This window comes from Streptomyces sp. NPDC107538 (assembly GCF_055657445.1).
The window spans coordinates 239,607-253,331 of the sequence record NZ_JBVKAY010000001.1 but is presented as its reverse complement, the minus strand read 5'-3'; the positions used below and the strand labels follow the sequence as shown (position 1 = coordinate 253,331).

Sequence of the window (13,725 nt, the reverse complement as noted above, 5' to 3'; positions counted from 1 at the left end):
ACGACTATCTGAGCGACAGCAAGAAGATCCTCGACGCCTGGGACGCCTACTCCGACGAGCACACCGACCTCGACGGCTGGCCCTACGACGACCACGCCTACGGCATGCGCGCCAGCCGGCGCGACGCCGACACCGCCGAGGCGTTCGAGCCACTCCGCCCCGGCGCCCGTCACCTGCTGGACACCGCCGAGATACAGCTGACCCAGCTGCCGGAGAACACCGTGCAGAGCCGCTGGGTCTACCAGTTGGGCGTCCTGGGCGACGCCCTCGACCAACTCGACGCACTCAACGAGCGGTGGCTCACCACCCGAGACGCGCTCCTCACCACCGCCAGGCCCGGCACCGCCGACTTCGACGACGCCCGAGCCAAGCACCACGCCGAATCGTGGAGCTGCCTCGACGACTGGGCCACCCACGGCACAGCACTCCTGGAAATCAACTCCACTGCCCGCAAGGCCCGTTCGCCACTGGCACCGATACCGATACCCGCAGCCGTCCGGCGGATCCCGGCACGGAAATGAACATCCACCTGGATATTCAGCCACCAGCACTTTCAGGAGCCCATGCCCGACACCACCGTCCCCTACGTCCTGACAGCACCCGGCTACCTCGCGGGAGGCGGCGACTTCGAGCAGCTGACCCAATGGCTGCAACACGGCCATGGCTGGCGGGACACGTCCCCGATCGACCAGCACACCGTTCTGACCAGCCCCGACGGCCGATCATTTGCCGCCCTCGTCCGCGGCGGTGCCTGGACCTGGAGCCTGTGCGCCACGTCCGCCCTCGGCCGGGCCGGAGGCGCAGCCGTGCTCGGGGAGCATCTGCCGGTCGAGTACGTCACCTCGGTCGTCGAAGCCATGCTGCGCCCGGCCTCCGCCCGCGCTCCCGATCCCCTCGGCCCGTTGCGCGAGGCTGGATGGACCACGCCGGAGAGTGATCCCTTCGCCGTTGTGTCTCCGGACGGCCTGGTCCGGGTCACCGACGATCCCGCGGCCGGACCCGGCTACGTGCGGTGGCGTGCTGCCTGCGAAGTCGACGGGTACAGCTGGTGGACGGCCGCGTTCAGCGCCGACACCCCGCCCGATGTCGTCGCAGCCTTCACCCGCAGCCTCGCCTCCGCCGCCCCGCTGCCCCGGATGGCCATCGGAATCCCGCTGTACGGATGCGCGCCCCACACCCGCATCAACCCGACCTCCCACAGCTACGACGACGAGCAGGCTCTCCTCGAAACACGCATCGCCGCGGCCCGGGCCCGACGCTCCGCCCACGGATCGCCCGCCGCTCGACCGTCTTTCTCCAGGCCGCTGCCTCACCACCGCACCCACTGACCAGCCCCGCGCCTTCGGCCCCGGCACCGGCTGCCACCGCCACTCCCGGCCGGCCCAGCGATAGCCCTCTCCTGCTCCGCCGACGTGCCACCACCAGCAGGACGGCGGGATCCGAGGGGCCATTCAGGTCTCGTGCACCGGCCGCGACCGGGGCCGGGAGGGGTGCGGGGAAGGACCGCGACGACCTCCCCAGGCACGAGCGGCCCTTCCCCGGGCACACACCGCCCGGCTACCCCGAGAACGCCTACTCACGCCTGGTTTGCCAGTCCCGCACCGCAGCCGTCAGATGAGGCTCAAGGTCCGGCGGGACCGGCTTCCCGGCCGCCATCTCCGTGACGGCCTCGGCGACCAGCCGCAGCTTCACATTCGCATGCTGCGAGACGGTCACCAGGATCTCCCACGCATCCTCCGGCCGGCAGACAAGGGTCGCCATCAGTACCCCTCGGGCCATATCGATGACCGGCCGGCTCTCTATCGCATGGTGGAGCTGCTCGTTCTCCCGCACCAGCCCGGCAGCGGCACCAAACGCCCGCTCACCCCCGTCCGCGCCCTCCGACGAAGGGGTCTCGCACGGCAGAGATGATCTGGCCGTCTCAACACGAGCACGGCGAAGCTTGCGCGGGCGAGGTCCCATGTTCGACCCCTGCCCGCCGAACACCCCCACACACCGTCCAGGACCCGAAATCCCCCAATCACACGCCCCCCGGAACCACCGTGACACGAGATCCACGGAATGTGACACAGCCGAGCACACCTCCGCAGCCGCTCGCTTCCCACGGGCAGCGCCTTGATCAACTCTGCAAGGCCCTCTTCACCAGAGAGGTCTGCCTAGCCGCTTGGAGCGACTACGACGAGCTGCCCGACGCCCCCAGGGATACGCCCGAGGACGATCAGCACCACGAACGACGTCTCCGCCTGCGTGACGCCGCAGTGTGGAACACCGTCGCCCCTCTTCGGGCCTTCACCCGCGAGATGATCTCCATCGCGGAAGCACAACGGCGGCAACTGGAGCAGGCCCTGGGCTACCACAGTGCCCGTGTATGCCTCTGGGGCTCCGCGGTGAAGAAGAGCGCAGAGGCCCTCGACGCGTTCGACACCCTCGAAGAGGACTACCGCATCCGCCTCGCCAAGCTCCCTGCAGCCGCTGCGGCCGGCACGCCGGAGTACGACGCCCTGATCGACGCCCGCAATGCCAAGGCGTGGCACGTGGTACGGAAGTTGTCTCTGCACGCATCGGCGATCTCGCACGTGCACGAACACTTCGAGCGCTACATGCCGCAGGCGAAGGATGGAGCCCTGCCTCCCGTTCCGTCACCGGCCCCAGCCCAGGACGAGCCCCGGCGGTCCCGACGATGAACTGGATGCTCGTCCAGCCCGATGACGGGGCCGACGATATCCTCGTGAGCCCTCCGTGTCTGGCAGGCGGCGGGGACCCACGTTGGATCACAGCCGCTCTCCACCAGGCCGGCGGATGGCGCTACGACCACATCCCGCTCGCCCCGGTCGTCCATCTGGTCCGTCCCGATCAGCAGGCGGAACTGAGTCTGTACCCGGATCCGGACGAGCCGTGGTGGACGATCCTTCACACCCCCACCGCCGAACACCCCGCCTGGTACGCGCGGTTCGGGGCCCGCACCCCGGTCGAGATCCTCTCCGCGTTCACCGACGCCCTCATCCTCCCAGCACCCGCATCGGCGCCGGGCGATCCTTTCGAAGTCCTCCACACCGCAGGCTGGATGGAGCGCTCCGCCTTCTCGGTCTCCTCCCCCGACGCGCCCGTCCGCATCGAGCGGGCCCACCAAGGTCGAGGCAGCTGGTTCATCACCGCCTCTCTTCCCGGCGATCCGGAGACGGTGATCTGGCGCGCCCACGTCAGCGACACCACACCGCTCCGCCTGGTCACCGCCTTCACCCGCGCCCTCGCCGATTCGACGCCCCTGCGCCGTGACCCTCTCAGCCTTCCCCTTCGAACCCAGCCCCACCTCCACACAGCTCCCGCGCCGGCGCGGCCGAGTGAGGGCGTACTCGATCCGCTGGAGCAACGCATCCAGGACCTCGCCGTACGACGCCGACGTACAACGACGCCACCACCACTGCCGAGGCCGGAGCCGCCACGGCGCCGGACACGCTGACCCGACATACCCCCGTCGAGAGATCCCTCCCCCTTGCCGAATCCCTCACTCCGCTCCACCAGCGGCGACGGCTACGACGTCGCCTTCAAAGCACTCCTCGGCATCCTCGCCGTCGCCGTCCCGCTGTCCAACCTCGCCTGGCTGACCGGAAATCTCACCGCCTGGATCACCAACTCCGGTCCCTGGGCGGCGTACCGGCCGGTCGACGCCCTGCTCCGCCCCGAGCAGCTCTGGCCGTCCGCCGGAGAAACAGCCCTGCTTCTCGGGACTCGTATCGTCCCCGTCACCGTGCTGGCCGCCCTCGCCGTGACCGTCGCCATCGTCTGGGTCCGGCGTAAGAACACCGGCGGCGGCCGGAAGAGGATCGTGGGGATGGCCAGGGCGAGGGACATCGAGCCCTTGATGACCAAGGCGATCACCGCCAAGGCCCGCTCCCTGCGCCCGAGTCTGAAGAACGCCAAGCACATCGACGCCGCCGACACCGGCGTCCTCCTCGGCAACCTCCAGGGCACCCGGCACGAAGTCCGCATGGGGTACGAGGACGTCGCCGTGGCCATCATGGCGCCGCGCTCGGGCAAGACCACCTCGCTCGCGATCCCCTCCATCCTGAATGCCCCCGGCCCGGTCATGATCACCTCCAACAAGGCCGCCGGCGACGCCTACACCGCCACCCTCGACGCCCGGGCGGCGGCGGGCCGGACGTGGTCGATGGACCCGCAGCAGATCGCCCACGCCGAGCGAGACATGTGGTGGAACCCGCTCGCCGACGCCAAGACCCTCGACGGCGCGGGGCGCCTGGCCGGTCACTTCCTCGCCGCCTCCGTGGACGCCTCCCAGCAGGGCGACTTCTGGTCCAAGGCCGGGTCCAACATCCTGAGCCAGTTGTTCCTGGCCGCAGCCCTGGACGAGCGGCCCATCACCGACGTCATGCAGTGGCTGGCCTTTCCTGCCGACCGCACCCCGCTCGACATCCTGCGCGACCACGGCTTCAGCGCGGTCGCCGCCCAGCTCAAGGGCACCGTCGAAGGCCCGCCGGAAACCCGGGACGGCATCTACGAGACCGCTCGCCAGTACGCCGCCGCCCTCCTCAACACCGAGATCGCCGCCTGGGTCACACCCCAGCCCGGCATACAGGAATTCACCCCCTCAGACTTCGTCACCTCCACCGACACCCTGTACCTGTTGTCGAAGGACGGCGGCGGAGGCGCCTCGGCGCTGATCGCGGCGTGCGCGGACTCCGTGATGCGCGCCGCGACCACACAAGCGGAGCGTGCCGGCGGGCGGCTGGACCCGCCGATGCTCGCGATCCTCGACGAGGCCGCCAACGTGTGCAAGATCAGCGATCTCCCCGACCTGTACTCCCACTTGGGCTCGCGGGGGATCATCCCGATCACGATCCTGCAGTCCTACCGGCAGGGCCAGAAGGTGTGGGGCGACGCGGGCATGGACGCCATGTGGTCCGCGAGCACGATTAAAGTGATCGGCTCCGGCATCGACGACCCCGACTTCGCCGACAAACTCTCCCGCCTCATCGGCGACCACGACGTCGAAACCACCTCGACCTCCACCTCCGACTCGGGCAAGTCGACCTCCGTGTCGATGCGGCAGGAGAGGATCCTGCCCGCCGACGCGATCCGCGCCCTGCCCAAGGGCACCGCCCTGCTCTTCGCCACCGGCCTGCGCGCCGCCACCCTCACTCTGCGCCCCTGGTACACCGAACCCGACGCGAGCACCCTCGCCGCCGCCTCCGCCCGCGCCTCCCAGGCCATCACCACCCGCGCCGTCGCCAAACACACCCCCCACCAGCACGACTTCGGCCCCACCAGCTGACCCCGTCCTCGCCGCAACCCGCCCCCTGCCCCGGAACTTCATGGCTGCCACAGATCACCACGACATCTTCTTCGGCTCGACCGACGACGGCTGGACCTTCGTCGTCCTCAACCGCCCGATCCCCAACGCCACCCGCATCCTGACCGGCGCCGGCTTCACCGCCCGCTCCCACCAGGGCCGCACCCTCTTCCTCCTGCCGCCCGAGACGGCCCCCGAGGCCCACGACCTCGCCGGCACCGCGGCCTACGGCCTCATGGCGCACACCATGGACCTCGTCGACCTCGCCTGGACGACACGCCAGCCGCACCCCACGCCCACGTCCGAGGCGACCATCCGCTTCACCGACCAGACCGTCTCCGCGACCGCGGCCACCGACAGGGCCGGCGCCGTCCTCGCCCAGCACGGCTTCACACCAACCGGCGCACCGCAGACGTACAAACTGCCCGGCCACCTGGGCGAGCGCGACCGGCTGAGCGCTGTCGTCCGCGCCGAGGCCCACCTGCACGCCGACGGCGTCGGCGTACGCGTCGAGCTCGGCATCGCCACCGTCCAGGACATCCCCCTGGCGTCGCACCCGAACCGTGCCACACCCGTCCCACCGCCTGCCGACCGCGCTCCACGCCGCTCCCGCTGACCACCCCGTTCACTTGGAGCGTCTTGCCCCTGATCGACCTCTCCGCCGAGACCACCCACCTCACCCGGCTCGCCGCCGACTTCGACCTTCTCCACGCCGAACTGCACGACCTCGACGCGAGCCCGGGAAGCGACGCGCTGCACCGGATCGCACCCCGGATCCGTGCGATCCACCGACTGGTCGCCCAGACCCTGGAACGGCTGACCATCCTCGACAGCAGCCACTACCACCCCCTCCCCGGCAGCCGGCCCACCCTCACCGCGCTGGCCGCCGCCGCAGCCCACGCCTCCCACGCCGCAAGTGACCTGGCCTCCGCGGTGAACGACGGCTTCCCCGCCGCCCTCGGCCCTACCGTGGGCGAGGAGGCCGCCGGTGAGGCACGGAGCCGGGCAGCTACTACGATCCTCGCCGAGCGCGTGGCCAGCGCCGCCCAGGGCCTCGTCCGGTGCCGCACCGCCCTGGCCCACGCCATCACCGGCATCACCGCGAACATCGCGGGGCACCCCGAGCTGGCCGCGCCCGTGGAGATGATCACGGCCTCGCAGTACGCAGCTCTCCGGGCGCTGTCGGAGGGGGGCGGCACCCTCTACGTCATGGGCCGGCGCGAAAGGCTCCGGGCTGAGCTGAACACCAGCGGTGCCAGGATCAACATCGCCACGTTCCGGGCTCTGCAATGGCGCGGCCTCGTACGCACGGTGGACACCCCCGTCTCCGTTCCTGTCCGGCGGCAGGGGCGACTCATCAGCGTCACTCCGAACGGGCTGCGGGCCCTCGCCCACCACACAGCCGACCGGCCTCCGACAGCGGCATCCCCACTGGCACCGCCTCCGCCGCTGCCAAGGGCGGCACCGGTGGCGCGCTCGGGCCCCTGATCCATCCCTTCGGCCGGCTGTCTCGGTTTCACTGCGCTCTCCTCTAAGTCGCCCGCGGCCACATCTCGGCCACCGAAGACCTCGGCCGCCAGTGCGTCCGGGGCCACGACGTGACCGTGCCGATCAGCGTGGTGCGCACCCTGGCCGCCCGCGGACTGACCACCAGCGAACCCAGGACCGCGCCACCCTCCTACTTCGGCGGCATCCCGCACTCCCGCATACGCCGCACCACCGACGGCATCACCGCCCTCAGCGCGCTCCTCGCCCAGCCCCCGGCCCTACTCACGGCAGCGGCCCCACCGGTCCCTGCCCCGGCCCACAGGACCCGCGTCCGGCTCTGACCGCCGTCCTCCTCCCCGCCCCACGCAAGGACCCCGTCATCTCCGCCTCCCCCGCCCTCATATGCATTTCTCTCGGTGCCGGAATCCAGTCCAGCGCCATGCTCGCCCTCTCCGCCGAGGGAATCCTCCCGAAGGCCGATTACGCCATCTTCGCCGACACCGGCTGGGAACCGCGAGCGGTCTACGAACATCTCGACCTCCTCGAAAGGAAAATCGCCACGCCCGCAGGAATACCGGTCCTTCGGGTCACCTCGGGAAACATTCGCGATGACGCCCTCGACCCCGAACACCGCTTCGCCTCCATGCCCCTCTACATCCTCAACCAGGACGGAAAGCAAGGAATGACCCGGCGCCAGTGCACCGGGGAATATAAAGTAAAGCCGATCAAGAAGCAGGTCCGGGAACTCCTCGGATACCCCTACCCACAGCGCATCCCGAAGGACGTCTTCGTCGAGCAGTGGGTCGGCATCTCGACCGATGAATTTCATCGGGCCAAAGATTCCGACGTCCGCTACATGCGCAACCGGCACCCCCTCATCGACCTCAATTGGTCGCGCACGGACTGCGCCCGCTACCTGAAGTCCATCGGCCTGGAAAACACTCCAAAATCGAGTTGTTTGGGTTGTCCATTTCACGGAAACGCGCAGTGGAGAAATATCCGGGATACGAGTCCGGAGGAATGGCAGGACGTGGTCGCGTTCGACGCGGCCATCCGCCAGGGTAACGCCCGCGCGAACGCCTCTGGAAACCCCCTGCTGGGCCAGGCCTACCTGCACAGATCCCGGGTTCCGCTCAGTGAGGCCCCGATCGACCACGTGACAGCAGCCGAGTGGGCCGCGCGCCAGCAGGAACTCGACGACCAGCCCGCGATGGTGCAGACGTTGGAGCAGGGTGTGGTCGACGGCTGCTCCCCGTGGTCCTGCCGCGGTGAAGCCGAGTTTGTGCAGGACGACTTCGGGCTGGCCACATGAGGCAGATCACCCTCAACCCGTTCGCCTCCCCGGCGGATTGCTCACACGCACTGACTGCTCGGCGCGCGAGACGCGGACGGCTGCGGACTTCCTGCCGAGACGAACGCTCTCCGCTCGCTGCGGAGCGTCTGCGCTCTCTGCACGCCGGCGAGCCTGGGTGGACTCCGAGAGGCGCCACACCGTGACCGACCCTGCAGCCCACGGCCGCAACAGACGGCACCGCCACCCCGAGAACCGGCGCGTGGACCGCTACAACTGGGAACTCGCCCGCGGACCGATTCCCGCCTTCGGTGAATCGAAGTCCCTCGCCGCCTGGGCAGCCGACGAGCGGTGCGCAGTCAGCCGAGAAGCACTCCGCACCCGACTCGCCCTGGGATGGAACCCGGCGGACGCCATCACCAAGTCCCGTCACACCAAGCCGGACATGACGTTCACCTACAACGAGCGAACGCTGACGCTCCGCGGGTGGGCCGACCAGAGCGGAATCAAATACCACACCCTCTACAACCGCATCATGAAATCAGGCATGAGTTTCACCGAAGCCCTGGAAAAGGGAGCGGAAGGAGCTGACTTCGCCCTGCCGGTATCGGCATTCGGGGAAACAAAGACTCTCCTCCACTGGGCGGTCGACCCCCGGGCGGGCTGTGCCCTCAGCACCATGCGACGGCGCCTGGCCCAGGGCTGGGACCCTGAGCAGGCCATCACCGAAGAACCACAGAACCGCTCCACCCTGGGCACCGGAGTCCCCCACCGTGCCTTCGGGATGTGCATGGGGCTGGAGGACTGGGGACGCCACACACAGATCCCGGCCGACACCCTTCGCCACCAGATGACCTATTACGAACTACCGCTGGAGAGCGCGCTCTCCAGCCTGGGCTGGACACCCCAGACGAACACGCCGACCGAGCTCAACCTCCTGCACGTCAGCGCCGCAGAGCTCCGACCTGGAGACCACGTCCTCGGTACGGACCACGCCGCCGACGGCGGACAGTTCTTCACCGTCCGCCGGCCCGTCACCGCCCCTTCTGCAGCACCACGCGCTCCAGACACCGGCCGCATTCAGCAGCCCGCGCACGCCACAGCCACACCGCCCCGCCGAACCGGCCGATAGCACCGACGGCCCGTCACCGCGTCCGGCACAACAGCACGACCGGCCACACACGCCAGCTGCGTGGATCACACAGGCCCCGGCCCTCACCATCACGACCGTGCGGTCATCCCCACCTCGTGCCAGGACCCGGCACACACACCACGGCCGTGTACCTCAACACCCGTTCAGGCATCCCAACGGCCATACCGATATGCCGCTTTCACCCCCAGCGCAAGGACATGAACCTGTCTCGATTCTCAATAGCTTGCCCCTTCCACAAAAACGGGCAGTGGAGAAATATCCAGGTCACAAGCCCGGACGACTGGCAGGCCGTGGTCGCGTTCGACACGGCCATCCGCCAGGCCAATGCCCGCGCGAACGCCTCCGCCAACTCCCTGCTGGACCAGGCGTACCTGCACAGATCCCGCGTACCGCTCAGCGAGGCCCCAATCGATCACGTGACGGCAGCCGAGTGGGCCGCGCGCCAGCAGGAACTCGATAACCGGCCCACCGCGGTCGATGAGTTGGAGCTCGGCGTGGCCGACGACTGCTCCCCCCGGGCCTGCCGCAGCGAAGCCGAGCCGGTGCGGGACGACTTCGGGCTGGCTTCTTGAGGCGGATCATCCTCGACCTGTTCGCCGGCCCGGGTGGCTGGAGCCACGCCCTCACCGTCCTCGGCGCACGGGATGTCGGTCTGGAGTGGGACGAGTGGGCCTGCAAGACCCGTGCGACGGCCGGGCAGTTGACGCTCCGCACCGACGTCGCAGCCTACCCGGCGTGGATCTTCTCCGGCCGGGTCCTCGGGCTGATCGCCTCCCCGCCATGTCAGGCATGGAGCATGGCAGGCAAACGCCTCGGCCTGGTCGACCAGCCGCTCGTCCACCAGGCCGTCGCCGACCTCGCCGCCGGCCGCGACACCCGCGAGCAGCTGCTCAGCGCGTGCGCGGACGAACGCTCCCTCCTCGCGGCCGAGCCGATGCGCTACCTGCACGCCCTCAACACGATGGGCGAGCCTGAGTGGGTGGTCATGGAGGAGGTACCCGACGTGCTCCCCCTGTGGCGGCAGTACGCCGCCATCCTCCGCAGCTGGGGTTTCTCGGTGTGGACGGGCATCCTCAACGCCGCCGACTACGGCGTCCCCCAAACCCGGAAGCGGGCGATCCTGCTCGCTTCCCGTGTCCGCTCCGCCCAGCCGCCGCCCCCGACGCACGCCCAAGTCGCCGAGCCCGAGTCGCTGTTCGGTCCGGGCCGCGCCCGATGGGTGTCCATGGCCCAGGCCCTCGGCTGGGGCGCCACCGACCGCCCCGTCCCCACCGTGTGCGCCGGCGGCGGACCCGGAGGCGGTCCCGAACCCTTCCCCTCCGGCTCCCGCAAGACACTGGTCGACGCCCGTGACCGCGGCACCTGGCGCCACCCCACCACCACGAACGCCGTCATCCTCCGACCACCGTCACAGGAACCGGATGCAACGGCAGACCAGGGTGCCCGCGACAACGCGCACGCCACCTCTACGGCACCGTTCGTCAACGGCGAGGCGGCCCGGTGGACGTGGGCGCTGCGCAACAACAACCAGGCCAAGGCCACCGTGCGCCGTGCCGACGAACCCGCCGGGACGCTGTTCTTCGGCCACCGGGCCAACGAATGCGTCTGGATCACCACACCCACCGGCAGCCCTGCCGACAGCGTCCCCGAGCCGGTGCCCGGCCCGATCAGGATCACCGCCGAGGAAGCGGGCGTACTGCAGAGCTTTCCCGCCGGCTACCCCTGGCAGGGCAACAAAGGCCAGCGGTTCTCCCAGATCGGCAACGCCGTCCCCCCACTCCTCGCCGCCCACCTCCTCGCCCCGCATCTGAACAAGCCCTTCGACCCCGACGACTTCACCCTCGCCGCCTGATGCCCCGTACCCCCGAACCCGCCCCCACCGAGGACGACAACCTCGACGACGTGCCCGCCCCGAAGCCGGTGCACTACGCCGAACAGGCCCTCCTCGGCGCCCTCCTCTTCCAACCACAGCGCCTGGCCGACACCGGCACCCTGGAGGCCGGCCACTTCGAAAGCCACACCCACGCAGCGCTGTTCACCGCGATCCGCACACTCCCACCGCCCTCCCCCGAACAGCACGCCCAGCACACCACCTGGATCAACAAGGTCCTGGAATCCGCCCGGCCCCACGCCCCCGGCCTGAGCGCCTCCTACCTCCACGCACTGATCCAGTTCTGTCCGCGCCTCCAACACGCCGCCGCCTACACCCGGTTGATCCGCGCCGACCACGCCCGCCGGACCCTACGCGGCCACGCCGAACACCTGGCGACCGCCGCGACCGACCCCACCCTGCCCCATCCCGCAGACACCGTCCTGGCCCGGGCCGATGCACTCGCCCGCCTGCTCGACGACCTCTCCGGGCAGTTCGCCCCGCACCCCGGCCCACTCCCCCGCACCCCACAACCAACCGCCCCCGCCCGGCGGGTGAGCGGGGACGACCTCGGCGAAGAACGCGACCTGCTCGCCTCGGCCACCGCCATGCCCCAGGAGGTACGGCAGATGCGGTGGCTGACCCCAGCCGACTTCGTCCTGCCGCTGCACGCCACGCTCTGGCGATGCGTCACCGCCCTCGTCCACCGCGGGGACATGGTCGACCCGGTCACCGTCCTCGGCGAGGCCCAGCACCACGGCCTGATCACCGACTCCCTCACCCCACGCGACCTCATGGCCATCGTCTCCAACACAGCGGGATCCCCCGAGTACTGGGGCGAGCGCGTCCTCCGACGCGCCCTCCTCTCACGCTCCCACACGGCCGCCGCCACGATCACCGCCTACACCGACGACCCCGCCAACACCCCCCACCAGCTCATCACCGGCAGCCGCCGCGCCCTCGCCGACCTCTCCGCCGTCCGCACCCGCTGGCAGCACGCCACCGGAGCCACCCCGCCCCAGCGGCGGCGGCCCGCACCCACCACCCGGGCCGGACCGCCGACCACCAGGGCCGCGCACGCCGCCCGGTCCACACCCGCAACCCGCTAGCCCCCGAGTACGCCGGTGGCCGGGCCCGATAGCCCGGACACCGGCAGAACAGACGAGACCCCCACATGACTGCCGCCATCGACGCCCACGCCCGCCTCGACACCCACCCCACCCACCCAAGCGCCGTACAGGCCATTCTGACCGGCACACAGGCCCACATCGCCCACACGGCCCTGGAAGCCGCCGACTGGAGCGTCGCCGCCACCCACGTCCTGGTCCTGGCCCGCATCGATCACGAAGAGCCCCACTGGGCCGACAACGCAGCCAAGCAGCTGACCGCCCAAGGCATCACCGTCGAGATCACACCTCGGCTCCAGGAAGCCATCAACGAGGGATGGACCTGGCCGAACTACCCCATGCCGTGGTGTACCCGCAGCGAAATCCGCGAGATCTCCAACCAGGCACAGAAGATCCACGACGACATCCGCCACGGCCACCTCCTCATCCACGCCCATGCCCACGACGGCCACACCACCGTCGCGGTCGGCACCTACCTGCACCAAGGCGGCAAGTCCGTCTACCTCCACGGCGAGAACCACCTGCGTCAGGTCGCAGACACCTTCGGCTCACCCGCGCAGGCACTGCTCGCCTTCGAACGTGTCCACGCGGCCGATATGCGCCCCGGACCGGCGCCCCTGACCGACACCGAACGCGACGCCATCGCAGCGCCCTCCGTCTTCGACGTCACCACAGCCCGGTCCGAACCCTCCCGCCCGAAGCCGGAGACAGTCCCCGTCTACCTGGCCGATGCCGGCGACCACGACGCGCTCCTCGACACCTTCCTCGACACACACAGCGAGTTCGAGAAGTGGCGGACCTGGTCCGACAACACGACCCACGCCATCCACGAGTCGCAGACCCTGCGCATCGAACGCGTCCACGAAACCCCCGCCCACGAGACCGCCTGGACCATAGCCGCCTACGAGACACCCGTCTCCGACCGCATATGGCATCTCACCGCGACCGGCGCCACCCCCACCGCGGTGCTACAGGGCCTCCTGATCCACCTCGCCGACGGCGACGGCTGGGACACCCGCGTCGGCACCCCGGTGGACGAGAAGATGGTCACCGCCGCAACCCAGCCGCTCTCCGACGCCGGATGGAAGCACACCGCGGACGCGCGATGGATCCGCTGGACGTCCCCCGAAGGAGACGCGGGCGTCCGCTTCGACGCCTTCGCCGCACAGCATCCGAGTCAGAACCTGGCCACCTGGACCATCTGGGCCGGCCCCAGACCCGACAAGCCCACCTGGACTGCCACAGCGTCTCCCCACGTCCCGAGTTCGCTGCTGGCCGGTTTCTCCGAAGCCCTCGCCCACGAGACCGGCACACGCCAACCCCAGCCGGGCCGCGAACCCAAGACCCGCCTCGCCGCCAGTGCACCGGCGACTCCAGCGGTCGCCGCCAGCCGTCCCGCCGGCCGTTCACGCTGACCATCGGCCCACACGAGCGGGGCAACATAGCGCGGGATCGCCGGTTAGCCAAACCGGCGATCCCGCGCATCAT

General features: G+C 70.0%; 15 protein-coding genes. 14 read left to right on the top strand and 1 reads right to left on the bottom strand.

Going from position 1 to position 13,725, the window contains the following annotated elements:
* Window positions 1-104 precede the first annotated feature (104 nt).
* On the top strand, window positions 105-521 hold the full coding sequence (locus tag ACZ7MG_RS01000) for a hypothetical protein (RefSeq protein ID WP_471386254.1): 417 nt from the start codon (window positions 105-107) through the stop codon (window positions 519-521).
* 42 nt (window positions 522-563) lie between these two features.
* Window positions 564-1,328 (top strand): SPDY domain-containing protein, encoded by a 765-nt coding sequence (locus tag ACZ7MG_RS00995; RefSeq protein ID WP_471386257.1) that lies wholly within the window; start codon window positions 564-566, stop codon window positions 1,326-1,328.
* Between the two features lie 244 nt (window positions 1,329-1,572).
* Here the strand turns inward: ACZ7MG_RS00995 and ACZ7MG_RS00990 are convergent, their stop codons facing one another.
* On the bottom strand, window positions 1,573-1,962 hold the full coding sequence (locus ACZ7MG_RS00990; RefSeq protein WP_471386259.1) for an ANTAR domain-containing protein: 390 nt from the start codon (window positions 1,960-1,962) through the stop codon (window positions 1,573-1,575).
* Between the two features lie 101 nt (window positions 1,963-2,063).
* On the opposite strand from ACZ7MG_RS00990, the gene ACZ7MG_RS00985 reads away from it, so the two are divergent.
* The 12 genes from ACZ7MG_RS00985 to ACZ7MG_RS00930 all read left to right on the top strand — a co-directional run bounded on the left by ACZ7MG_RS00985 (window position 2,064) and on the right by ACZ7MG_RS00930 (window position 13,652).
* Window positions 2,064-2,684 (top strand): hypothetical protein, encoded by a 621-nt coding sequence (locus ACZ7MG_RS00985; RefSeq protein WP_471386262.1) that lies wholly within the window; start codon window positions 2,064-2,066, stop codon window positions 2,682-2,684.
* Between the two features lie 44 nt (window positions 2,685-2,728).
* Entirely contained in the window at window positions 2,729-3,460 is a 732-nt protein-coding gene (locus ACZ7MG_RS00980) for an SPDY domain-containing protein (protein ID WP_471386265.1), read from the top strand.
* Between the two features lie 33 nt (window positions 3,461-3,493).
* Window positions 3,494-5,290 (top strand): type IV secretory system conjugative DNA transfer family protein, encoded by a 1,797-nt coding sequence (locus ACZ7MG_RS00975; RefSeq protein ID WP_471386268.1) that lies wholly within the window; start codon window positions 3,494-3,496, stop codon window positions 5,288-5,290.
* 40 nt (window positions 5,291-5,330) lie between these two features.
* A complete protein-coding gene (locus tag ACZ7MG_RS00970; RefSeq protein WP_471386271.1) occupies window positions 5,331-5,924 on the top strand; it encodes a hypothetical protein in 594 nt (197 codons plus the stop codon).
* Window positions 5,925-5,947: 23 nt separating this feature from the next.
* Window positions 5,948-6,796: a hypothetical protein gene (locus ACZ7MG_RS00965; protein WP_471386274.1), complete on the top strand. Its 849-nt coding sequence runs from the start codon at window positions 5,948-5,950 to the stop codon at window positions 6,794-6,796.
* 110 nt (window positions 6,797-6,906) lie between these two features.
* The gene (locus ACZ7MG_RS00960; protein ID WP_471386276.1) at window positions 6,907-7,137 is read left to right on the top strand and encodes a hypothetical protein; all 231 of its coding nucleotides are present in this window, start codon (window positions 6,907-6,909) and stop codon (window positions 7,135-7,137) included.
* Between the two features lie 98 nt (window positions 7,138-7,235).
* Window positions 7,236-8,108, top strand: a complete 873-nt coding sequence (locus ACZ7MG_RS00955; RefSeq protein ID WP_471386279.1) for an adenine nucleotide alpha hydrolase family protein — start codon at window positions 7,236-7,238, stop codon at window positions 8,106-8,108.
* A 241-nt stretch (window positions 8,109-8,349) separates the two neighbouring features.
* Window positions 8,350-9,219 carry a hypothetical protein gene (locus ACZ7MG_RS00950; RefSeq protein ID WP_471386281.1) on the top strand — a complete coding sequence of 290 codons (870 nt, stop codon included), beginning with the start codon at window positions 8,350-8,352 and terminating at the stop codon, window positions 9,217-9,219.
* 146 nt (window positions 9,220-9,365) lie between these two features.
* Entirely contained in the window at window positions 9,366-9,812 is a 447-nt protein-coding gene (locus tag ACZ7MG_RS00945) for a hypothetical protein (RefSeq protein WP_471386283.1), read from the top strand.
* Window positions 9,813-9,817: 5 nt separating this feature from the next.
* On the top strand, window positions 9,818-11,092 hold the full coding sequence (locus ACZ7MG_RS00940) for a DNA cytosine methyltransferase (protein ID WP_471386499.1): 1,275 nt from the start codon (window positions 9,818-9,820) through the stop codon (window positions 11,090-11,092).
* Complete coding sequence (locus ACZ7MG_RS00935) at window positions 11,092-12,219, top strand: DnaB-like helicase N-terminal domain-containing protein (RefSeq protein ID WP_471386286.1); 1,128 nt, start codon at window positions 11,092-11,094, stop codon at window positions 12,217-12,219. The genes ACZ7MG_RS00940 and ACZ7MG_RS00935 overlap by 1 nt, the downstream gene beginning before the upstream one ends.
* Window positions 12,220-12,284: 65 nt before the next feature.
* Window positions 12,285-13,652 (top strand): SPDY domain-containing protein, encoded by a 1,368-nt coding sequence (locus ACZ7MG_RS00930; RefSeq protein ID WP_471386289.1) that lies wholly within the window; start codon window positions 12,285-12,287, stop codon window positions 13,650-13,652.
* Window positions 13,653-13,725 lie beyond the last annotated feature (73 nt).